Raw genomic sequence first — 21,289 nt, forward strand, 5'->3', positions numbered from 1 at the left:
GATCCTCTCTTAGTTATTGTTCGCTGCGTTTTGCGCCATATCGTTGTCGGCGCTCAATTCACGCACCGCGATATAACGTTCGCTGCGACGGGTGCGATCCAGCACCTGTCCTACCAATTGGCCACACGCGGCATCAATGTCTTCACCACGCGTGGTGCGCACGGTGACGTTGAAGCCGGCATGGTGAAGCTGATCCTGGAAACGGCGAATGGCGTTGTTGCTTGGGCGCTCATAGCCGGAATGCGGGAACGGGTTGAACGGAATCAAATTGATTTTGCACGGAACATTTTTCAGCAGTTCGATCATCTCGACCGCATGCTCAACCTTGTCGTTGATGTCCTTGAGCATGGTGTACTCAATGGTCAACACACGCTTCTCGCCCAAGGTCGCCATGTAGCGCTGGCAAGATTCGAGCAGCATCTTAAGCGGATACTTCTTGTTGATCGGCACCAATTGGTTACGCAATGCGTCATTCGGTGCGTGCAGCGACAACGCCAGGGAGACGTCGATGTGCTTGGCCAGCTCATCGATCATCGGCACCACGCCCGAAGTGGACAGGGTCACGCGGCGCTTGGAAATCCCGTAGCCCAGGTCATCCATCATCAGATGCATGGCGGCCACGACGTTGTCGAAGTTCAGCAGCGGCTCACCCATGCCCATCATCACCACGTTGGTGATGGCACGGTCGGCGGTCGCCGGGATGCTGCCGAACGATTTATTGGCAATCCACACCTGGCCGATGACTTCGGCGGCGGTGAGGTTGCTGTTGAAACCTTGCTTGCCGGTGGAGCAGAAACTGCAATCCAGGGCGCAGCCTGCCTGGGACGAAACGCACAATGTGCCGCGTTTGCCCTGGGGAATGTAAACGGTCTCGACGCAGCTGCCGGACGCCACGCGCACCACCCATTTACGGGTGCCGTCGGTGGAAATGTCCTCGCTGACGACTTCAGGACCGCGAACTTCAGCAATCGCCTTGAGCTTGTCGCGCAAGGCTTTGCTGACGTTCGTCATGGCGTCGAAATCATCGACGCCAAGGTGGTGAATCCATTTCATTACCTGACCGGCACGGAAACGCTTCTCCCCGATTGAGTCGAAGAATTTTTCCATTTCCAGCTGAGTCAGACCCAGCAGGTTAGTTTTTACAGTCGATGTAGTCATGGATTCACCTTCACTCATAAGCCAATGCTTAGCGAGTGGTTACTTCAGTAGCTGCGAAGAAGTACGAGATTTCGCGAGCAGCAGCGGCTTCGGAGTCCGAACCGTGCACAGCGTTGGCGTCGATGGAATCAGCGAAGTCAGCGCGGATGGTGCCGGCAGCAGCTTCTTTAGGGTTGGTAGCGCCCATCAGCTCACGGTTCAGAGCGATAGCGTTTTCGCCTTCCAGAACCTGAACAACAACCGGGCCGGAGATCATGAAAGCAACCAGGTCGCCGAAGAAACCACGAGCGCTGTGCTCAGCGTAGAAGCCTTCAGCTTCAGCTTTGGACAGTTGCTTGAGTTTCGAAGCTACAACGCGCAGGCCAGCTTTTTCGAAACGAGTGGTGATCTCGCCGATGACGTTTTTTGCAACAGCGTCAGGCTTGATGATGGAGAAAGTACGTTGAACAGCCATGGTGTAACTCCAGAAACGGTAATTTGCGAAAAATTAAACCCGCGAATTATACGCGGGTTCTTGGGTATTGCCTAACCTGCGGGACGATCAGTCCAATTCTTTGGCCCAGAGCTCCTGAACCGCTTCCAGCACCTTCTCGCCGACACGGCCAGAGGTGCCATCGAAGTCAGGCAGTTCCAGGATCATCTGCTGCAGACGAACGAACCCTACAGAATACGGATCGACATCGGAGTGGGCCTCGGCCAACTCCTCTGCAATACGTTGAACATCATTCCAACCGTAGCTCATGACAGTCTTACCAGTCAGTGCGGCGCTTCAGCCGCATGGTTAAGCGAATATTTCGGAATTTCAACGGTCAGGTCTTCGGTCCCGACAATCGCCTGACAAGCCAGGCGCGACTGCGCTTCCAGGCCCCACGCACGATCGAGGAAGTCTTCTTCCAGCTCGTCGGCCTCTTCCAGCGAGTCGAAACCCTCGCGAATCAGGCAATGGCACGTGGTGCACGCGCAGACGCCGCCGCAGGCGTTTTCCATTTCGATATGGTGCTCGTGCGCCAGATCAAGAATAGACGTTCCTGGCTCAGCTTCGACAACCATGCCGTCCGGGCAAAACTTCTCGTGTGGCAGAAAAATGACCTGCGGCATCGTTATTCCTCAATCTCATTCAGATTGCGCCCCGCCAGCGCGGCTTTCACCGTCGAGTCCAGGCGGCGCGCAGCAAAGGCATCGGTCACTTGCGACAGACGCTTGGTCTGCTGCTCGATGGCGAAACCATCGGTGCCTTTCATCAATTCGGTCAGTTCCTGCATCTGCATTTCGATGACCATGCGCTCTTCGGCGTCGAGCAGGCTTTCGCCATCGACATCGAGGGCGCCCTGCACGGCTTCGAGCAGACGCTGGGCATCGACTTGCTGCTCGCGCAATACGCGGGCGACTTTGTCGTCGTTGGCGTATTCGAACGAATCCTTGAGCATCTTGGTGATTTCGCCGTCGGTCAGGCCGTAGGACGGCTTGACCTGAATGCTGGCTTCAACACCCGAGCCCAATTCACGCGCCGCGACACTGAGCAGGCCGTCGGCATCGACCTGGAAGGTCACGCGAATCTTCGCTGCACCGGCGACCATTGCTGGAATGCCACGCAATTCGAAGCGTGCGAGGGAGCGGCAGTCGCTGATCAGCTCGCGCTCACCCTGCAGAACGTGAATCGCCATGGCCGACTGGCCATCTTTATAAGTGGTGAAGTCCTGGGCGCGAGCGACGGGGATGGTGGTGTTGCGCGGAATCACCTTCTCCATCAGGCCGCCCATGGTTTCCAACCCGAGGGACAACGGAATCACGTCGAGCAGCAGCAATTCGCCGCCATCGCGCTTGTTGCCCGCCAGCGTATCGGCCTGGATCGCGGCACCGATGGCCACCACTTGATCCGGATCGATTTCAGTCAGCGGCTGGCGACCAAACGCTTCAGCCACCGCATCGCGAACGCGCGGTACACGGGTCGAACCGCCAACCATGACCACCGCGTGCACTTCATCCAGTTCGATACCGGAATCACGCACGGCGCGACGGCAGGCTTTCAGGCTGCGGGCGACCATTGGCTCGATCAGCGCATCAAAGGCTTCGCGAGTCAGTTGGGCTTTCCAGTCACCGTAAGCGACTTCAACGCTGGCGACCGTGGTCAGCGCTTCTTTGGCCGCGCAGGCGGTTTGCAGCAAATGGCGTTGCGCGCCGGGATCGAGATCAGCGGACAAACCGGCGCTCTCGATGATCCAGCCAGCGATGGCGTGATCGAAGTCATCGCCGCCCAGGGCGCTGTCGCCACCGGTGGCCAGCACTTCGAAGACACCGCCGGTGAGGCGCAGAATCGAAATATCGAAGGTGCCGCCGCCCAAGTCGTAAATCGCGACCAGGCCTTCAGCGTGTTGATCCAGACCGTAAGCCACGGCAGCAGCGGTCGGCTCATTAAGCAGACGCAGCACGGTGAGGCCGGCCAGTTTGGCGGCATCCTTGGTGGCTTGGCGCTGAGCGTCGTCGAAATAGGCCGGAACGGTAATTACCGCGCCGACCAGCTCACCACCCAACGTCGCCTCGGCGCGCTGACGCAGCACCTTGAGGATTTCGGCGGAGACTTCGACCGGGCTTTTCGGGCCCTGCACGGTGTCGATGAACGGCATGTGCGATTCGCCGCCGACAAAGCGGTACGGCAGTTGATCGCCCAATTGCTTGACGTCGGACAGACCACGACCCATCAAGCGCTTGACCGACAGCACGGTATTCAGGGGATCGCCGGCGGCAGCCAGTTTGGCGGATTCGCCAACTTCGACGTGATCGGCGTGATAGCGCACCGCCGACGGCAGGATGACCTGCCCGTCGGCGTCGGCCAAAGGTTCGGAAAGACCACTGCGCAATGCAGCGACCAGCGAATTGGTAGTGCCCAAGTCGATCCCCACAGCCAGACGACGCTGGTGCGGTTGAGGACTTTGGCCGGGTTCGGCGATCTGCAGTAGGGCCATCGTGATCAGGACTTATCTGTATATCAGGCGTGCGACCGGAGCGGCACTGGGTTAATCGTCGAGGCGCTCTTCTAACTGGCGCACTTCGTAGGTGAGCTTGTCGAGGAACTGCATGCGCCGCATCAGGCGTTCGGCCTGTTCACGTTGCGCTGCGTCATCCCAACAGGCTGCGAAGCTTTCGTTCAGTTCATCCTGCGCGACCTTCAAGCGGCGCTTGAAAACGACAATGCCGTCCATGTCCGCGCTGTCTTGCAGGTCTTCGAGCTCTTCGCGCCATTGCATCTGCTGCAGAAGAAACTCCGGATCATGCACCGTGACTTCCAGCGGCAACTCGCGACCACCCATGGCGAGCAAGTAGCGCGCGCGTTTCGGAGGGTTTTTGAGCGTCTGGTAAGCCTCGTTGAGGTTCGCGGATTGCTCGAGCGCCAGCCGCTGCTCACGCTCGGAAGCGTCGGCAAAGCGGTCCGGATGAACACCACGCGCCAACTCACGATAGCGCGTAGCCAACTGCTCGAGATCCAGACGGAAGCTCGGCTGCAGTTCAAATAAGGCGAAATGACAAGGAGTACCCACGCGCAGCCTCAGATGTTGAAGCTTTCGCCGCAGCCACATTCACCGCGTACGTTGGGATTGTTGAACTTGAAGCCTTCGTTCAACCCTTCCTTGACGAAATCGAGCTCGGTGCCGTCCAGGTAAGCGAGGCTTTTCGGGTCGATGATCACTTTCTCGCCGTGACTTTCGAACACCTGATCCTCTGCCACTACCTCGTCGACAAACTCCAGCACGTAGGCAAGGCCGGAACAGCCTGTGGTGCGAACACCCAGGCGAATCCCTTCACCTTTGCCGCGCCCGTTGAGGGAGCGTCGCACGTGTTGAGCTGCCGCTTCTGTCATGCTGATAGCCATCGGTGACTCCTTACTCGTCGCCAAATCTTGAAAGTCAGATCAAGCCTTTCTTCTGCTTGTAGTCGCGAACGGCCGCTTTGATAGCGTCTTCAGCGAGTACGGAGCAGTGAATTTTCACTGGCGGCAAGGCCAGTTCCTCGGCCAGCTGAGTGTTCTTGATGGTCTCTGCTTCATCCAGAGTCTTGCCTTTCATCCACTCGGTCGCCAGGGAGCTGGAGGCGATTGCCGAACCGCAGCCGTAGGTCTTGAACTTGGCGTCTTCGATGATGCCTTGCTCGTTGACCTTGATCTGCAGACGCATCACGTCGCCGCACGCCGGAGCGCCGACCATGCCAGTGCCGACATCCGGGTCTTCCGCGTTCATCTTGCCGACGTTGCGCGGGTTCTCGTAGTGGTCGATGACCTTTTCGCTGTAAGCCATGATTCTTAATCCTCACTCATCAGAGAGTCGCTCTTGAGCCTTGAAAACCTGAGTTCACAAGGCCGGTTTGCGGCGACTTGAAATCAGTGTGCCGCCCACTCGATTTTCGAAATGTCGACACCGTCTTTGTACATGTCCCACAGCGGCGACAAGGTGCGCAGCTTGGTAACGGCCTCGCAGACTTTCTGCGCGGCGTAATCGATTTCTTCTTCGGTGGTGAAACGGCCGAAGGTGAAGCGGATCGAGCTGTGCGCCAGTTCGTCGTTGCGGCCCAGGGCGCGCAGTACGTACGAAGGCTCAAGAGACGCCGAGGTGCAGGCCGAACCGGACGAAACCGCCAGATCCTTGAGCGCCATGATCAGCGACTCGCCTTCGACGTAGTTGAAGCTCAGGTTCAGGTTGTGCGGTACGCGGGCGGTCATGCTGCCGTTGATGTACAGCTCTTCGAGGTCTTCGACCTGTTTGAAGAAGCGGTCGCTCAAGGCTTTGATACGCACGTTTTCGGCAGCCATGTCTTCCTTGGCTACACGGAAGGCTTCACCCATGCCGACGATCTGGTGAGTTGCCAGAGTACCGGAACGCATGCCACGTTCGTGACCGCCGCCGTGCATGCCCGCTTCGATGCGAACACGCGGCTTGCGGCTGACGTACAGCGCGCCGATGCCTTTAGGGCCGTAGGTTTTGTGTGCGGAGAACGACATCAGGTCGACTTTCAGCTTCGACAGGTCGATTTCGACTTTGCCGGTGGACTGAGCAGCGTCGACGTGAAACAGAATGCCCTTGGAACGGGTCAGTTCGCCGATCGCTTCGATGTCGTTGATGGTGCCGATTTCGTTGTTCACGTGCATGACCGACACCAGGATAGTGTCTTCACGCAGTGCGGCTTCGATCATGGCTGGAGTGACCAGGCCATCGGTCTGAGGCTCGAGGTAGGTCACTTCGAAACCTTCACGCTCCAGTTGGCGCATGGTGTCGAGGACAGCCTTATGCTCAATCTTGGTGGTGATCAGGTGTTTGCCCTTGGTCGCATAGAAATGCGCCGCACCCTTGATTGCCAGGTTGTCGGACTCGGTGGCACCGGAGGTCCAGACGATTTCACGCGGATCGGCGTTGACCAGGTCGGCGACCTGACGACGAGCGTTTTCGACCGACTCTTCAGCTTTCCAGCCGAATACGTGGGAACGGGACGCCGGGTTACCGAAGTTTCCGTCGACCAGCAGGCATTCACTCATCTTTTGCGCGACGCGCGGATCAACCGGTGTTGTCGCAGAGTAATCAAGGTAAATCGGCAATTTCATGGACTATCTCCTAAATCAGGCTGGCTGGCGTGCCGCTAGCTCTTTGGCTGTCATTCGACGGCGGACGCTTCAATCTTGTCCAGGCGTGGCGCCTTGCCATTGCAACGGCGCTGGTCCTGACGCTGGGCTACTTCTTGCACCTCACGGCGAGTCACAAGGTCAGCCAAGCTGATACCACTCAGAAATTCGTGAATCTGCAGGCTCAGATCACACCACAAGTGGTGGGTCAGACAGGTGTCGCCGGAATGGCAATCGCCCTGCCCCTGACATTTGGTCGCATCGACCGATTCGTTTACTGCATCGATCACCTGGGCGACCTGGATGCCCTGCATCTCGCGGGACAGCTGGTAGCCGCCGCCGGGGCCACGAACGCTGGAAACCAGATTGCTGCGGCGCAATTTGGCGAAAAGCTGTTCGAGGTAGGACAGGGAGATGCCTTGGCGCTCGGAGATATCGGCCAGGGACACCGGCCCGTGCTGCGCGTGCAACGCCAGATCAAGCATGGCGGTCACGGCGTATCGGCCTTTTGTAGTCAGTCTCATGGACAATTACCACGGAGTTCGGAATGGGGGCGAGTATGCAATTCCCGAGTATTTAAGTCAACTATAAGACCTAGTACTTTAGTCAGGTTTACCCGCAAAAGAGCGCGCGCATCATAGCAAAGGCTGGCTGTGGACAGCCAGTAGAACCGAGTCATCGTTCATCGCGAGCAAGCTCGCTCCCACAGGGTCTCGGTTGAAACACCGATCGGGTGAACACCGAAAATTCCCGTAGGAGCGAGCTTGCCCGCGAACGGAACAACTCGGTCTCAGCTGGCCTGGCTCTGATCCTTGCCCTTGACGCAGTCGAAGTCTTCTTCGCGCAATTCAGGCAGGTCCTTCGCGCAGTAATTGCTGCCCAGGTCCTTCAACGCCCCGCACATCCCTTCCAGGCGCCCGTCGACCGCCTGCAAATGATCCAGCAACTGGCCAATCGCGCGAGCCACCGGGTCGGGCATGTCTTCGCCGACGCCATAGGCATCAAACCCGATCTTCTCGGCCATGGCTTTGCGCTTGGCGTCCTGCTCATCATCGGACTTGACGATGATCCGCCCCGGAATCCCGACGACTGTCGCGCCCGGCGGAACAGCCTTGGTCACCACCGCGTTGGAGCCGACCTTGGCCCCGGCGCCGACAGTGAACGGGCCGAGCACCTTAGCGCCCGCGCCCACCACAACGCCGTCTTCCAGCGTCGGGTGGCGCTTGCCTTTGTTCCAACTGGTGCCGCCCAGCGTCACGCCTTGATACAGAGTGACGTCATTGCCGATTTCAGCAGTTTCGCCGATGACGATACCCATGCCGTGATCGATAAAGAAGCGCCGACCAACCTTGGCGCCGGGGTGAATCTCGATCCCGGTCAACCACCGACCGAAGTTCGACACCAGCCGCGCCAGCCACTTCCAGCCGAAGCCCCACAGGGCGGCCGACAAGCGATGAATCCAGATGGCGTGCAGGCCGGGGTAGCAAGTCAGGACTTCAAAAGCGTTACGCGCTGCCGGATCACGGTGGAAAACACTTTGGATATCTTCACGCAAACGCTCGAACATTTTTAATCCTTCCGCTTAAGAAGCTCACCACGGGCCGCTTTCTGGGTTTCCGTGAGAATGCCACGCAATATATTCATTTCCGCCCGGCTGACCGAGCTTCGTCCGTACAACCGACGCAGGCGCGCCATCAAGTGTCGCGGTTTTTCCGGGTCGAGGAATTCGATGGCCACCAGTGTTTGCTCCAGGTGCTCATAGAAGCGCTCCAGCTCATCCATGGTCGCCAGCTCAGCGCTTTTGACGGAGGCCACTTCTTCCTTCTCGACCTTGCTCGGCTGACCTTGGGCCGCGAGCCAGGACATGCGCACTTCATAACTCAACACCTGCACCGCCGCCCCAAGGTTCAGCGAGCTGAACTCAGGGTCTGATGGGATGTGCACGTGATAATGACATCGCTGCAGCTCTTCATTGGTCAGGCCGGAGTCTTCACGACCGAACACCAGAGCGATCTCTGCGCCACCCGCCGCCTCCTCGACGACTTTCGTACCGCACTCGCGCGGATCGAGCAGCGGCCACGGAATACGCCGGTCGCGGGCGCTGGTGCCGAGCACCAGATTGCAGCCGACCAAGGCATCTTCGAGGGTGGCGACGACTTGCGCGTTTTCAAGGATGTCGCCGGCACCGGAGGCGCGGGCGTCGGCCTCGTGGTGCGGGAACAACCGCGGCTCGACCAGCACCAGCCGCGACAGGCCCATGTTCTTCATGGCACGCGCAGCCCCGCCGATGTTGCCGGGATGGCTGGTATTGACCAGGACGACACGAATGTTATGCAGCACGGGCAGCGCTCTCGAACACAATAAAGGGGAGCCGAATCTTACAGCTCAACCTACCGTTAAGCTATGAAAGCGAACACCGACCTTCTCCTGAACAAACTTTCTGATAGAATGCCCGGCTTTCTTTAACAACCTTAGGTGACACATCCATGCAGCCCATGCTGAATATCGCGCTGCGCGCCGCCCGCAGCGCCAGTGAATTGATCTTCCGCTCCATCGAGCGCCTGGATACCATCAAGGTCGACGAAAAAGACGCCAAGGATTACGTATCCGAGGTGGACCGCGCCGCTGAACAGAAAATCATCGACGCGCTGCGCAAGGCTTACCCGAACCACTCGATCCTCGGTGAAGAAACCGGCATGCACGCCGGCAACGGCATCGAAGGCGAAGAGTACCTGTGGATCATCGATCCGCTGGACGGCACCACCAACTTCCTGCGCGGCATTCCACACTTTGCTGTCAGCATCGCCTGCAAATACCGCGGTCGCCTGGAACACGCAGTGGTTCTGGACCCGGTTCGCCAGGAAGAATTCACCGCCAGCCGTGGTCGCGGCGCTCAACTGAACGGTCGTCGTCTGCGCGTCAGCGGTCGCACCAGCCTCGACGGCGCTCTGCTCGGCACCGGTTTCCCGTTCCGTGACGACCAGATGGACAACCTCGACAACTATCTGGGCATGTTCCGCGCTCTGGTTGGCCAGACCGCCGGCATCCGCCGTGCTGGCTCGGCTAGCCTGGACTTGGCTTACGTGGCTGCCGGCCGTTTCGACGCGTTCTGGGAGTCGGGCCTGTCCGAGTGGGACATGGCTGCAGGCGCCCTGCTGATCCAGGAAGCTGGTGGCTTGGTGAGCGACTTCACCGGTGGTCACGACTTCCTTGAAAAAGGTCACGTTGTTGCCGGTAATACCAAATGCTTCAAAGCAGTGCTGACGGCGATCCAGCCGCACCTGCCGGCTTCGCTGAAACGCTAAGCGAACAGCCCCAAAAAAAAGCACCTTTCGGGGTGCTTTTTTTATGCCTGGGATTTGCTCTTGGCAGCACCAAAGATCCTTGTGGGAGCGAGCTTGCTCGCGATGGCGGCCTGAAATCCACCGTTGATGTTGACTGACAAACCGTCATCGCGAGCAAGCTCGCTCCCACAGGATTTTGTGTCGACTTCGAACCCGCATTGCGGGCACAAAAAAGCACCCTTTCGGGTGCTTCTTGTTAGCGCTCGCAATCAGCCGATCAGTTTGCCGGCTCGTTCTGCGACAGGACCAGTTTGCCTTCCTTATCCACCGGAATCTGGTTACCCGGGTCGCGATCCATGCGCACTTTGCCTTCCTTGCCATCCAGCGAATAACGCACGTCGTAACCTACTACCTTGTCGCTGATGTCATTCACGGTGTTACACCGGGTCTGCGTCGTGGTGTAGGTGTCGCGATTCTGCATGCCTTCCTGAACCTTGTTGCCCGCGTAACCACCGCCGACTGCACCGGCCACGGTCGCAATCTTCTTGCCCGTGCCGCCGCCGACCTGGTTACCGAGCAGGCCGCCCGCCACGGCACCAATGGCCGTACCGAGAATCTGGTGTTGATCCTTGACCGGCGCTTGCCGCGTCACTGCAACATCCTTGCACACTTCACGTGGAGTCTTGATCTGTGTTTTAACCGGTTCAACGGCCAATACTTGCGCATACTCAGGGCCGCTTTTAACCAGGCTGTAGGTGGCAACAGCGCCCCCGGCAGTCACACCGACAGCACCCAATACCGCACCAACCAGCAACGACTTGTTCACATGAACCTCCTGACCATCACATGCGGGTCAATGCCCGCGCTTCTCCCAGCCTTGGAGCATAAAAAAAGGCGCGAGTTCAATACTCGCGCCTTTTCGGCCGACAGCTGGAGCGACGATTGCCGTTATGGGCGGTCGTCGACTTCCTTATCGGTCGCTGCAGGAGGAATCAGATCCTCGCTGCTCAGGTTCAGCCAGATCAGCACCACGTTGGCGATGTAGATCGACGAGTAAGTACCCGCCAATACACCGATAAACAGGGCGATGGAGAAGCCGAACAAGTTATCGCCACCGAAGAACAACAGCGCCGCAATCGCCAGCAAGGTGGAGATCGAAGTGGCCATGGTCCGCAGCAGGGTTTGCGTGGTCGAAATGTTGATGTTGTCGATCAGGCTGGCCTTGCGCAGTACACGGAAGTTCTCACGAACCCGGTCGAATACCACAATAGTGTCGTTCAGCGAGTAACCGATGATCGCCAATACCGCTGCCAGCACTGTCAGATCGAAAGTGATCTGGAAGAACGACAGGATACCGATGGTCACGATCACGTCGTGGATCAGCGAAACAATCGCGCCGACCGCGAACTTCCACTGAAAGCGGAAAGCCAGGTAGATCAGGATCCCGCCGAGCGCCATCAGCATGCCGAGGCCGCCCTGGTCGCGCAGTTCTTCACCGACCTGCGGGCCAACGAACTCGACGCGCTTGACCGTTGCCGGGTTATCGCCGCCAACCTTCAGCAGCGCTTCGGCGACCTGGTGACCCAGTTGCGGGTCTTCGCCAGGCATACGCACCAGCAAGTCGGTAGTTGCACCGAAACTCTGCACGATGGCTTCGTGGTAACCCGACTCAGTCAGCTGGGTACGCACCTTGGTCACATCGGCCGGACGCTCGTAGGTCAGCTCGATGAGCGTACCGCCGGTGAAGTCCAGGCCCCAGTTCATGCCCTTGGTGGCGACACTGAACAACGCCAGTACGGTAAGAAACAATGTGACGCCGAACGCGAAGTTGCGAACGCCCATGAAGTTGATTGTACGTAACATGGCAGCCCCTTAAATCCACAACTTCTTGAAGTCACGACCGCCGAAGATCAGGTTGACCATCGCGCGGGTCACCATGATGGCCGTGAACATCGAGGTAAAGATCCCGAGGGACATGGTCACTGCGAAACCTTTGACCGGGCCGGTGCCCATCGCAAAGAGAATCCCGCCGACCAGCAACGTGGTCAGGTTGGCGTCGAGAATCGCGGTGAATGCCCGGCCGAAGCCTTCGTTGATTGCACGCTGGATGGTCATGCCCGCCGCAATCTCTTCACGAATCCGCGAGAAGATCAGAACGTTGGCGTCGACCGCCATGCCCATCGTCAAGACGATACCGGCGATACCCGGCAGGGTCAGCGTTGCACCCAGCAGCGACATCAGCGCCAGCAACAGCACCATGTTCACGCCCAGCGCGACCGTAGCGATGATGCCGAAGAAACGGTAGATGGCGATGATGAACAGCGAGACAAACAGCATGCCCCACAGCGAAGCATCGATACCTTTGGTGATGTTGTCAGCACCCAGGCTCGGGCCAATGGTGCGCTCTTCAGCGAAGTACATCGGCGCAGCCAGACCACCGGCACGCAGCAACAGCGCCAGTTCGGACGATTCGCCCTGACCGTTGAGGCCAGTGATGCGGAACTGTGCACCCAGCGGCGACTGAATGGTCGCGAGGCTGATGATGCGCTTCTCTTCCTTGAACGTCTGAACCGGTACGTCTTTCTCGACACCGTTGACCATTTGCTTGGTGTAGGTGGTGATCGGACGTTGTTCGATGAAGATTACCGCCATGCTGCGACCGACGTTGCTGCGAGTCGCACGACTCATCAGCTCGCCACCGTGGCCATCCAGACGGATGTTCACTTCAGGCGTACCGTGTTCGCCGAAACCAGCCTTGGCGTCAGTGACCTGGTCGCCAGTGATGATCAAGCCACGCTCGATCTGCGCTGGAGGACGATTGCCCTCGCGGAATTCGAAGCTTTCGGAAGTGGCTTTCGAAGCACCCGGCTCTGCAGCCAGACGGAATTCGAGGTTGGCCGTCTTGCCGAGAATACGCTTGGCTTCTGCGGTGTCTTGCACGCCCGGCAGCTCAACCACAATGCGGTTGGCGCCCTGACGCTGAACGATCGGCTCGGCAACACCCAGCTCGTTGACGCGGTTACGTACCGTGGTCAAGTTCTGCTTGATGGAGTATTCACGGATTTCCGCCAGCTTGGCCGGGGTCATCGCCAGACGCAGTACCGGTTGGCCATTGAGGTCGGCCGGAACAATGTCGAAATCGTTGAAGTTCTTGCGGACCAGCGCACGGGCCTGTTCGCGGGCAGCTTCATCGGTGAAGCCCAGCTGAATGGCACCGTTGAGTTGCGGCAGGCTGCGATAGCGCAGTTTCTCTTTACGCAACAGGCTTTTCACATCGCCTTCGTACACTTTCAGACGTGCGTCGAGGGCTTTGTCCATGTCCACTTCCAGCAGGAAGTGCACACCACCGGACAAGTCCAGACCCAGCTTCATCGGGTGCGCGCCAAGGCTGCGCAGCCATTGCGGGGTGGTTTGTGCCAGGTTCAGTGCAACGACGTAGTCATCACCCAACGCCTTGCGCACGACGTCTTTGGCCGGCAATTGATCTTCAGCCTTGACCAGGCGAATCAGACCGCCCTTGCCGCCCGCCGTCAGCGAAGTCGCCTTGACGTCGATCCCGGACTCTTTGAGCGCAACGCTCACACGGTCCAGATCAGCCTGATTGACTTGCAGCGCAGTGCTTGCACCGCTGACCTGAATGGCCGGGTCATCAGGGTATAAATTGGGAGCGGAATAAATCAGACCGACCGCCAGCACCGCCAGGATCAGAATGTATTTCCACAGAGGGTATTTGTTCAGCATCACGCCGCCCGCTTATGACGCGGGGCGCCTTGCGCGCCCCGTCGATTGAGTAGAAGTTGAAACTTAGATCGCTTTGAGCGTGCCTTTTGGCAGCGTGGCGGCGATGGCGCCTTTCTGGAACTTCATTTCGACAGTGTCGGAAACTTCCAGAACCACGAAATCGTCTGCCACTTTAGTGATCTTGCCGGCGATACCACCGGTGGTCACAACTTCGTCGCCTTTTTGCAGGCTGCCGAGCAGGTTTTTCTGTTCTTTGGCGCGCTTGGCCTGTGGACGCCAGATCATCAGGTAGAAGATGACCAGAAAGCCAACCAGGAAAATCCACTCAAAGCCGCCGCCCATAGGGCCTGCAGCTGCCGGTGCAGCAGCGTCGGCCATGGCATTAGAGATAAAAAAGCTCATTTAGCACTCCAGTTGCAAATGTTGAATCTTGGGGTCAGAAAACTCAGTCCAAAGGCGGAACAGGTAGCCCGCGTTTGGCGTAGAAGGCATCGACAAAGGCGGCCAATGTACCCTGTTGAATAGCCTCGCGCAAACCAGCCATAAGCACCTGGTAATGGCGCAAATTGTGGATGGTATTCAACATGCTACCCAGCATTTCGCCGCACTTGTCCAGATGGTGCAGATAAGCACGGGAGAAGTTCTGGCAGGTGTAGCAATCGCAGGTCGGATCCAGCGGCGAATCATCATGGCGATGGAACGCGTTACGGATCTTCAGCACGCCTGTATCAATGAACAGATGCCCATTGCGGGCATTACGGGTTGGCATCACGCAATCGAACATGTCCACACCGCGGCGCACACCCTCAACCAGATCTTCCGGTTTGCCAACGCCCATAAGGTAACGAGGTTTGTCAGCCGGCATCTGGCCCGGCAGGTAATCCAGCACCTTGATCATTTCGTGCTTCGGTTCGCCCACCGACAGACCGCCAATGGCCAAGCCATCAAAGCCGATCTTGTCGAGGCCTTCGAGCGAACGCATGCGCAGATCCTGGTGCATGCCGCCCTGAACGATGCCGAACAGCGCCGCCGTGTTGTCGCCATGCGCGTTTTTCGAACGCTGGGCCCAGCGCAACGACAGTTCCATGGAGATCCGCGCGACGTCTTCGTCAGCCGGGTACGGCGTGCATTCGTCGAAAATCATCACGATGTCAGAGCCGAGATCGCGCTGAACCTGCATCGATTCTTCCGGCCCCATGAACACTTTGGCGCCGTCGACCGGAGAGGCGAAGGTCACGCCCTCCTCCTTGATCTTGCGCATCGCGCCGAGGCTGAACACCTGGAAGCCGCCGGAGTCGGTCAGAATCGGGCCTTTCCACTGCATGAAATCGTGCAGGTCGCCGTGCTTCTTGATCACTTCGGTGCCAGGACGCAGCCACAAGTGGAAGGTGTTGCCCAGAATGATTTCCGCGCCAGTGGCGGTGATATCCCGCGGCAACATGCCCTTGACCGTGCCGTACGTGCCCACCGGCATGAAAGCCGGGGTCTCGACGGTACCGCGCGGGAAGGTCAAACGACCGCGACGAGCCTTGCCGTCGGTAGCAAGTAACTCAAACGACATACGACTTTGGCGACTCATTCTGTTTCCTCGGAGCCCGATTCTTTAGGGGCAGTCGGCGCGGGATTACGCGTGATGAACATCGCATCACCGTAGCTGAAAAAGCGGTAACCGTGCTCCACCGCCGCTTTGTAGGCGGCCATGGTTTCGGGATAACCGGCGAACGCCGAAACCAGCATCAACAATGTGGATTCGGGTAAATGGAAGTTGGTGACCAAGGCATCGACTACATGAAACGGTCGGCCCGGGAAGATAAAGATGTCGGTGTCGCCACTGAACGGCTTGAGCACGCCATCGCGCGCGGCACTTTCCAGCGAACGCACGCTGGTGGTCCCCACCGCCACCACACGACCACCGCGCGCGCGGCACGCAGCAACCGCGTCGACCACGTCCTGGCCGACTTCCAGCCATTCCGTGTGCATGTGGTGGTCTTCAAGCTTCTCGACCCGCACCGGCTGAAACGTGCCGGCGCCGACGTGCAAGGTCACAAACGTGGTCTCGATGCCTTTGGCGGCAATTGCCTCCATCAGCGGCTGATCGAAATGCAGCCCCGCCGTCGGCGCCGCCACCGCGCCCAAACGCTCGGCGTACACAGTCTGATAACGCTCGCGGTCCGAGCCTTCATCCGGGCGGTCTATATAAGGAGGCAACGGCATGTGCCCAACGCGGTCGAGCAGCGGCAACACCTCTTCGGCGAACGCCAACTCGAACAACGCATCGTGCCGCGCGAGCATTTCTGCCTCGCCGCCACCGTCGATCAAGATCTTCGAACCGGGCTTGGGCGACTTGCTGGAACGCACGTGCGCCAGTACGCGGTGACTGTCGAGCACGCGCTCCACCAGAATTTCCAGCTTGCCGCCGGAAGCTTTCTGGCCAAACAGCCGCGCCGGAATCACCCGGGTATTGTTGAACACCATCAAATCGCCCGGGCGCAAATGCTCGAGCAAATCAGTGAATTGACGGTGTGCCAGGGCGCCGCTGACCCCATCAAGGGTCAACAGGCGACTGCCGCGTCGCTCGGCCAAAGGATGGCGAGCAATCAGCGAATCAGGGAGTTCGAAAGTAAAGTCAGCAACGCGCATGATGGAGTTCGTCTAGCAGGGGCCGGAAGTCTAGCGGAAATAGTGAAAATAGACCATGAAAGGTGATTGACCAACGGTAATCTCATCTCTATACTTCGCCGCCATTGAGCCCTGATGGCGGAATTGGTAGACGCGGCGGATTCAAAATCCGTTTTCGCAAGAAGTGGGAGTTCGAGTCTCCCTCGGGGCACCAAAATTAAGAAAGGCCTTGCTTTGCAAGGCCTTTTTTTTCGTCTGTAGAAAAGTGGGCTGGCGGTGATTCGCTCCCTGAGGGTGCTGGCCGGCGAGATTTTCAGGCCTCGCCCGCGCGCCCCGCCCCTGAACCGCTCGGCTGATAAATCGAGGATTCACTCAATGGAACTGCTGCTGGAAACCGTCGCCCTTTTCGCACTTAAGCTGGCTTATGAGACCGAGGATGGGAGCCCGATACTGCGGGACGATCCGATCATGAGCGATTACGAGCGCGAGGTTTTTGGGTTGCTGGTGCGGCGGGGGGATATTGAGGGGATTCGGGGTCGGGTGGAGTATTGCGTTGGGTTGGCGTTGGGGGTTATTGGTGGTGTTGATACGCCGCTGGGGCGGGAGCTGGATCGGTTGGCTGCTGATTTCAGTGATGCGCGGACGATGGAGGAGCTTGAAGCGCCAGTCATTGCGCTTAGGGATTATTTGAAAGACATTCAGTAAATAAAGAGGGCGACCTACAAACGCGCGAACGCCGATATCTGTCGACCCTGATCGCTCACATCCTTTACGGGTGAATAGCCATTGCCCACAGAATTTGCGCCATCCTTGACTGATCGCGTGAACAGCGTCGACCTCTGATATAACGCAGTAAAAGATCTAGGCATTATCAATTTCTCATGACATTATTTTGCCACCAGCGCAGAAACCGCTTTGTCACTTAAATGGATTGAAATTTAAATTTAAGGGTAAGAGATGGAAATCGATAAAATTATAATAGCCGGATTTCGCAACTACCTCGACGCCACAATCAATTTTAACAAGAGCACACTGGTTATAGGTGCAAATGATAGCGGCAAAACAAATCTAATTTACGCGATACGTTTACTGCTTGATAAAAGCCTACCAGAAAGCGATCTCGAGCCCTCTGAGGCCGACTTTCATTTCGAAATCAACGGCAAGCAGTCCGAGTCAATCCAAATAGACTTGTACTTTAAAGACGTCCGGGAGGATGCCGTCCTCTCAACTCTAAAAGGAAAAGTCGGAGAGGACGAGAAATGCGTCCTACGGTATTCCGCAAAAAAAGAAGATTTAAGCTACTCACTGCATTGCGGCCCTAACGTAGACGAGCTGGAAGAGGTTACTGGACGCTTTTACCTAAAGTACTTAAATCTAAGATATGTAAAGTCCCAGCGAGACTTGGAAAAATACATAAACACTGAAAAACGCCAACTACTGAAAATTTCTCAGGAAAATCGCTCCAAGCAAGAAATTGAAGAAGACAAAGAAAAGCTGCAAACAATCGAAAAAAGACTAACCACTATTAACAAAAATGTTCGGGAGCTTCACTATGTCAAAGGAGCTACCGAAGCGGTAAACACAGAACTTTCTAAGCTATCGCACAATCTATCCTCGTACGCTGTGCACCTAGACTCTGGAGCAATTCAAACCCAACAGTTCATTGATAGCCTAAAACTTGGGGCGAGCACTTCAGGTGCGCGGGTAACTCTTGGCGGGGACGGGAGAAACAACCAGATCCTCATCTCTCTCTGGAAAGCGAAAAGCGAAAGGGAGTTTGATCCAGAAAGCGAAGTAGTGTTTTACTGCATCGAAGAACCAGAAGCGCATCTTCATCCACACCAGCAAAGAAAGCTGGCTGACTATCTTATTTCCGAACTGCCCGGACAAACATTCATTACAACTCACTCTCCTCAAATCACAGCAAGATTTTCTCCCGAGTCAATCATTCATATCAAATCAAAAAGTGGCAGAAGCTACGCTGCCAGTGAAGGATGCGCAAAATGTATTGATAAGGCTTGGGATAATCTTGGATACAGGATGAGTATCCTTCCCGCGGAGGCTTTTTTTGCCAAAAGTGTGTTACTGGTTGAAGGACCATCCGAACAACTTTTCTATACTGAACTAGCGAAAGCCCTTGAAATAGATCTTGACTATTACAATATATCCATTTTGAGTGTGGACGGCATCCAGTTTAAAGTCTATATCGGCATTCTAGACGCCATGGAAATCTCCTGGACGATCAGAACCGATAACGACATATCCAACATTACAAGTAAGCGAAAGGCTTATAAGAACCTAGCTGGAATCAACCGCTGCTTGACCATAGCCGGATTAAAGAAAAAAGTTCACGCACCTGCGACAACTACCCATGCAGATCTGCTTGCCAATGGCGACTGGGCCGATTGCTCTAGAAGAGTTAATAAGAAAGGTGTATTCCTGTCGAAAATCGACTTGGAACATGACCTATCTGAAGAAATGCCAAAAGAGTTGCTGGAATATAGTTCAAAATTAGATCAACCCTCCGCCATCGCATATCTCCAAGATAAAAAGGCCATTCGCATGCGCGAGTTCCTCAGCGAACAAGGAAACACCTTAGCTGACACTGCGCATGGCGAAATCGCACGCGCTTTGCTTTATTGCGTTCAACAAGCGAAGGTATAAGATGATCACTTTCACGAAGAGCCAGAGAGAAGCAATTGAACACCCTGGAAATCTCGTCATCACAGCGTGTCCAGGCAGTGGCAAAACCACTGTAATCTCGGAGAAAATCAGGAATGAGGTTGATACCTTAAAACGCCACAGGGGAGTTATTGCTATAACCTTCACAAGAAAGGCCAGCAAGGAACTAGCGACGCGGTGTAAACGCGGAGGAAAGGAAACGAAATCCAGTTTTTTTGGAACAATTGATGCTTTTTGCATCACAGACATTGTTCTTCCATTTTCAAAATTTATCCTTGGTCCTGGCCCTAAAAACCTAGAACCAAAATTTTCCGACGAACTGACCGATGAAGAAAAATTGATTATCAAGGAGTCAGAAGAACTACTAGGGGAAATTGAATTAAAGAATCTCAACGATTACTTGCCAACACTGAAAAAACTATACCAACGCGGCTGTATATTCTTCCCCGCAATACCACTTCTCGCCAACCATATAATAGAAAACTCGAATGCTTGTCGAAACTACTTAAAAGCAAGGTATTCGGCTGTTTACATTGACGAATATCAAGACTCTTCATCATCACAGCACGATCTCTTCCTCTTGCTCCTTGCGCTTGGAATACGAGGCATTTGTGTAGGCGATATTCAGCAGTCTATTTATGGCTGGAGAAAAAGCAGTCCAGAATTTCTGAAGCAACTCATTGGCCGCCCCGACTTCCATCACGTAACAGTTTCGATCAATTACAGATGTCATACATCTATTTCAAATTATGCCAGTCGAATATTTTCGGAAAATTCTGACGTTGCCCCCAGTGAAGAAATTCGAGTATATCAATGCTTAGTGGAGGGAGACGAACTAGATACCGCGTCAAAACTTAATAAAATCATACCGAGCATCCTGAAGAAATTCCCAATCAAAAAAAATTCCGATATTGCAATTCTTACCAGGTACAACAAAGGCCTACAACGCATAAGAGAAAAACTTACCATCCCATGTAAAATCTACACTGAAGACGAGCTTGGTAAAATCGAATCCAAAACATCCCAACTCTGGGCATCCCTCCTTGAATTCCGACTCAACAAAACAATACTTACTGAAGACATACTCAACACATACAGCTCAATAGCCGACACTAACCGCAATCGGCTTAGATCACTTCGAGACGCAATCAAAAAAACAAGAACAGTTTCGCTAGAAGATCTCGAAGACTGCCTTATAGGCACATCCAAATTATTACTCGACACTGCAGCCACAGCTTTTGAAATACATGCTCTCCATCAAATAATCCAAGATCATGAGGCGCTAAACCACTATCTCCCGCCTACCGATGACCAAGTGCAATGCATGACACTGCATAAATCGAAGGGTTTAGAATTCGATATCGTGATTCATCTCGACTTAGTCGACTGGGTCTTCCCGAAGCGCATACCGGGCCAAAATTTCAACGATGCCGTTTATCCTGAACTAGAGCAAGATTTAAACTTACACTACGTGGGCATCACTAGGGCTAGGCGTGCGTGCGTATTGATTCATACAACTCAGAGAATCAATGCTCAAGGAGTAGTAAAAAACGCAGATCCATCAATATTTTTGAGTTTGCCGGGCCTTGAAAATCTATATAAGACAGTAAATTCATGACAGTTCCTAGAAGAGCTGAGAGCAATCCATAGGACGATCTTGCGCCCAGTATTACCCTAGAGAAAGATTCCTCTCTGCCGCGGCACGGCTGTCTCAATAGCAACTTCGTTGGCGAATGAGTCCGCGCACCAAACAAGTTCACTAGGCTCCTCGGCCCATGGACTGATGAGCTCACGTTGTCGCCAGATCAGTCGAACAACAAACGACACCGGACCAAAAAAGCTATTTCCAATGAATTGCACTGAAAGCAAAGGTTGCAGCTACAGGGGTCTGCACGATACCCTCCCTCCGTCGCTGCCAATTCAGCGACCGGGCTTGGTAACCCGAGGTAAATCACTGCGCAACAGTGCCATGCGTTCGCAGGCGCTTTTTTTTCGCCTGCGATCTGCGTTATGGCGGCTGTGCGTGGGACGTCTTCGGACGTGCCGGTTTCCTTGATTTCCCGGTTTACCAACCTGCGCACAGCTGCCACCCATTCGCTTGGTAACGAATTGTGGCGGCTCTTAAAATTAAGGAGCTTTTCCAATGCGCAGCATCAATCCGTACAAATTTTGCCCCTCCCCACCACGCAACCCCCGATCG

Annotated in this window: 22 protein-coding genes and 1 tRNA gene; 5 read left to right on the plus strand and 18 right to left on the minus strand. The window is 55.8% G+C overall.

The genetic code is table 11. The features are described from left to right. Window positions 1-9: 9 nt before the first annotated feature. The 12 genes from rlmN to trmJ all read right to left on the minus strand — a co-directional run bounded on the left by rlmN (window position 10) and on the right by trmJ (window position 9,103). The gene (rlmN, locus tag BI292_RS10780; protein ID WP_092278455.1) at window positions 10-1,158 is read right to left on the minus strand and encodes a 23S rRNA (adenine(2503)-C(2))-methyltransferase RlmN; all 1,149 of its coding nucleotides are present in this window, start codon (window positions 1,156-1,158) and stop codon (window positions 10-12) included. Between the two features lie 28 nt (window positions 1,159-1,186). Further along, entirely contained in the window at window positions 1,187-1,612 is a 426-nt protein-coding gene (gene ndk, locus BI292_RS10785; RefSeq protein WP_007916882.1) for a nucleoside-diphosphate kinase, read from the minus strand. Between the two features lie 87 nt (window positions 1,613-1,699). Then, a complete protein-coding gene (iscX, locus tag BI292_RS10790) occupies window positions 1,700-1,900 on the minus strand; it encodes a Fe-S cluster assembly protein IscX (protein WP_092278453.1) in 201 nt (66 codons plus the stop codon). Window positions 1,901-1,914: 14 nt separating this feature from the next. Continuing rightward, window positions 1,915-2,256, minus strand: coding sequence for an ISC system 2Fe-2S type ferredoxin (fdx, locus tag BI292_RS10795; RefSeq protein ID WP_092278450.1), 342 nt, complete (start codon window positions 2,254-2,256; stop codon window positions 1,915-1,917). Between the two features lie 2 nt (window positions 2,257-2,258). Beyond that, entirely contained in the window at window positions 2,259-4,121 is a 1,863-nt protein-coding gene (hscA, locus tag BI292_RS10800) for a Fe-S protein assembly chaperone HscA (protein ID WP_101207874.1), read from the minus strand. A gap of 51 nt (window positions 4,122-4,172) precedes the next feature. Continuing rightward, window positions 4,173-4,694 (minus strand): co-chaperone HscB, encoded by a 522-nt coding sequence (hscB, locus tag BI292_RS10805; protein WP_092278446.1) that lies wholly within the window; start codon window positions 4,692-4,694, stop codon window positions 4,173-4,175. An 8-nt stretch (window positions 4,695-4,702) separates the two neighbouring features. Then, window positions 4,703-5,026: an iron-sulfur cluster assembly protein IscA gene (gene iscA, locus BI292_RS10810; RefSeq protein WP_007903589.1), complete on the minus strand. Its 324-nt coding sequence runs from the start codon at window positions 5,024-5,026 to the stop codon at window positions 4,703-4,705. Between the two features lie 34 nt (window positions 5,027-5,060). Continuing rightward, a complete protein-coding gene (iscU, locus tag BI292_RS10815) occupies window positions 5,061-5,447 on the minus strand; it encodes a Fe-S cluster assembly scaffold IscU (protein ID WP_007929523.1) in 387 nt (128 codons plus the stop codon). Between the two features lie 83 nt (window positions 5,448-5,530). After that, window positions 5,531-6,745 carry an IscS subfamily cysteine desulfurase gene (locus tag BI292_RS10820; protein ID WP_092278444.1) on the minus strand — a complete coding sequence of 405 codons (1,215 nt, stop codon included), beginning with the start codon at window positions 6,743-6,745 and terminating at the stop codon, window positions 5,531-5,533. A 50-nt stretch (window positions 6,746-6,795) separates the two neighbouring features. Continuing rightward, window positions 6,796-7,287 carry a Fe-S cluster assembly transcriptional regulator IscR gene (gene iscR / locus BI292_RS10825; protein ID WP_092278442.1) on the minus strand — a complete coding sequence of 164 codons (492 nt, stop codon included), beginning with the start codon at window positions 7,285-7,287 and terminating at the stop codon, window positions 6,796-6,798. A gap of 266 nt (window positions 7,288-7,553) precedes the next feature. Next, a complete protein-coding gene (gene cysE / locus BI292_RS10830) occupies window positions 7,554-8,330 on the minus strand; it encodes a serine O-acetyltransferase (RefSeq protein WP_092278439.1) in 777 nt (258 codons plus the stop codon). 2 nt (window positions 8,331-8,332) lie between these two features. Continuing rightward, window positions 8,333-9,103, minus strand: coding sequence for a tRNA (cytosine(32)/uridine(32)-2'-O)-methyltransferase TrmJ (gene trmJ, locus BI292_RS10835; protein ID WP_101207875.1), 771 nt, complete (start codon window positions 9,101-9,103; stop codon window positions 8,333-8,335). A gap of 146 nt (window positions 9,104-9,249) precedes the next feature. Between trmJ and suhB the strand changes: the two genes are divergently transcribed. Next, window positions 9,250-10,068 carry an inositol-phosphate phosphatase gene (suhB, locus tag BI292_RS10840; protein ID WP_092278434.1) on the plus strand — a complete coding sequence of 273 codons (819 nt, stop codon included), beginning with the start codon at window positions 9,250-9,252 and terminating at the stop codon, window positions 10,066-10,068. Between the two features lie 256 nt (window positions 10,069-10,324). Here suhB and BI292_RS10850 read toward each other — a convergent pair whose 3' ends face one another. The 6 genes from BI292_RS10850 to queA form a co-directional block, all read right to left on the minus strand. Further along, window positions 10,325-10,873, minus strand: a complete 549-nt coding sequence (locus BI292_RS10850) for a glycine zipper 2TM domain-containing protein (protein WP_092278432.1) — start codon at window positions 10,871-10,873, stop codon at window positions 10,325-10,327. 122 nt (window positions 10,874-10,995) lie between these two features. After that, window positions 10,996-11,910, minus strand: coding sequence for a protein translocase subunit SecF (gene secF, locus BI292_RS10855; RefSeq protein WP_092278430.1), 915 nt, complete (start codon window positions 11,908-11,910; stop codon window positions 10,996-10,998). Between the two features lie 9 nt (window positions 11,911-11,919). Continuing rightward, window positions 11,920-13,788, minus strand: a complete 1,869-nt coding sequence (gene secD, locus BI292_RS10860) for a protein translocase subunit SecD (protein WP_101207877.1) — start codon at window positions 13,786-13,788, stop codon at window positions 11,920-11,922. Window positions 13,789-13,851: 63 nt separating this feature from the next. Further along, on the minus strand, window positions 13,852-14,190 hold the full coding sequence (gene yajC / locus BI292_RS10865; RefSeq protein ID WP_003185175.1) for a preprotein translocase subunit YajC: 339 nt from the start codon (window positions 14,188-14,190) through the stop codon (window positions 13,852-13,854). Window positions 14,191-14,233: 43 nt separating this feature from the next. Further along, window positions 14,234-15,349 (minus strand): tRNA guanosine(34) transglycosylase Tgt, encoded by a 1,116-nt coding sequence (tgt, locus tag BI292_RS10870; RefSeq protein WP_163019375.1) that lies wholly within the window; start codon window positions 15,347-15,349, stop codon window positions 14,234-14,236. Between the two features lie 14 nt (window positions 15,350-15,363). Further along, window positions 15,364-16,428: a tRNA preQ1(34) S-adenosylmethionine ribosyltransferase-isomerase QueA gene (gene queA / locus BI292_RS10875; RefSeq protein ID WP_101207878.1), complete on the minus strand. Its 1,065-nt coding sequence runs from the start codon at window positions 16,426-16,428 to the stop codon at window positions 15,364-15,366. A 108-nt stretch (window positions 16,429-16,536) separates the two neighbouring features. On the opposite strand from queA, the gene BI292_RS10880 reads away from it, so the two are divergent. From BI292_RS10880 to BI292_RS10895, 4 genes are all read left to right on the plus strand, one after another. Next, a tRNA-Leu gene (locus BI292_RS10880) sits at window positions 16,537-16,621 on the plus strand. 161 nt (window positions 16,622-16,782) lie between these two features. Next, complete coding sequence (locus BI292_RS10885) at window positions 16,783-17,112, plus strand: hypothetical protein (protein ID WP_101207879.1); 330 nt, start codon at window positions 16,783-16,785, stop codon at window positions 17,110-17,112. Between the two features lie 252 nt (window positions 17,113-17,364). Beyond that, on the plus strand, window positions 17,365-19,071 hold the full coding sequence (locus BI292_RS10890; protein ID WP_101207880.1) for an ATP-dependent endonuclease: 1,707 nt from the start codon (window positions 17,365-17,367) through the stop codon (window positions 19,069-19,071). A 1-nt stretch (window position 19,072) separates the two neighbouring features. After that, the gene (locus BI292_RS10895) at window positions 19,073-20,707 is read left to right on the plus strand and encodes a UvrD-helicase domain-containing protein (protein WP_178076566.1); all 1,635 of its coding nucleotides are present in this window, start codon (window positions 19,073-19,075) and stop codon (window positions 20,705-20,707) included. Window positions 20,708-21,289: the final 582 nt, after the last annotated feature.

Origin of the sequence: Pseudomonas sp. 43NM1, from assembly GCF_002836905.1 — a bacterium.
GTDB lineage: Bacteria > Pseudomonadota > Gammaproteobacteria > Pseudomonadales > Pseudomonadaceae > Aquipseudomonas > Aquipseudomonas prosekii.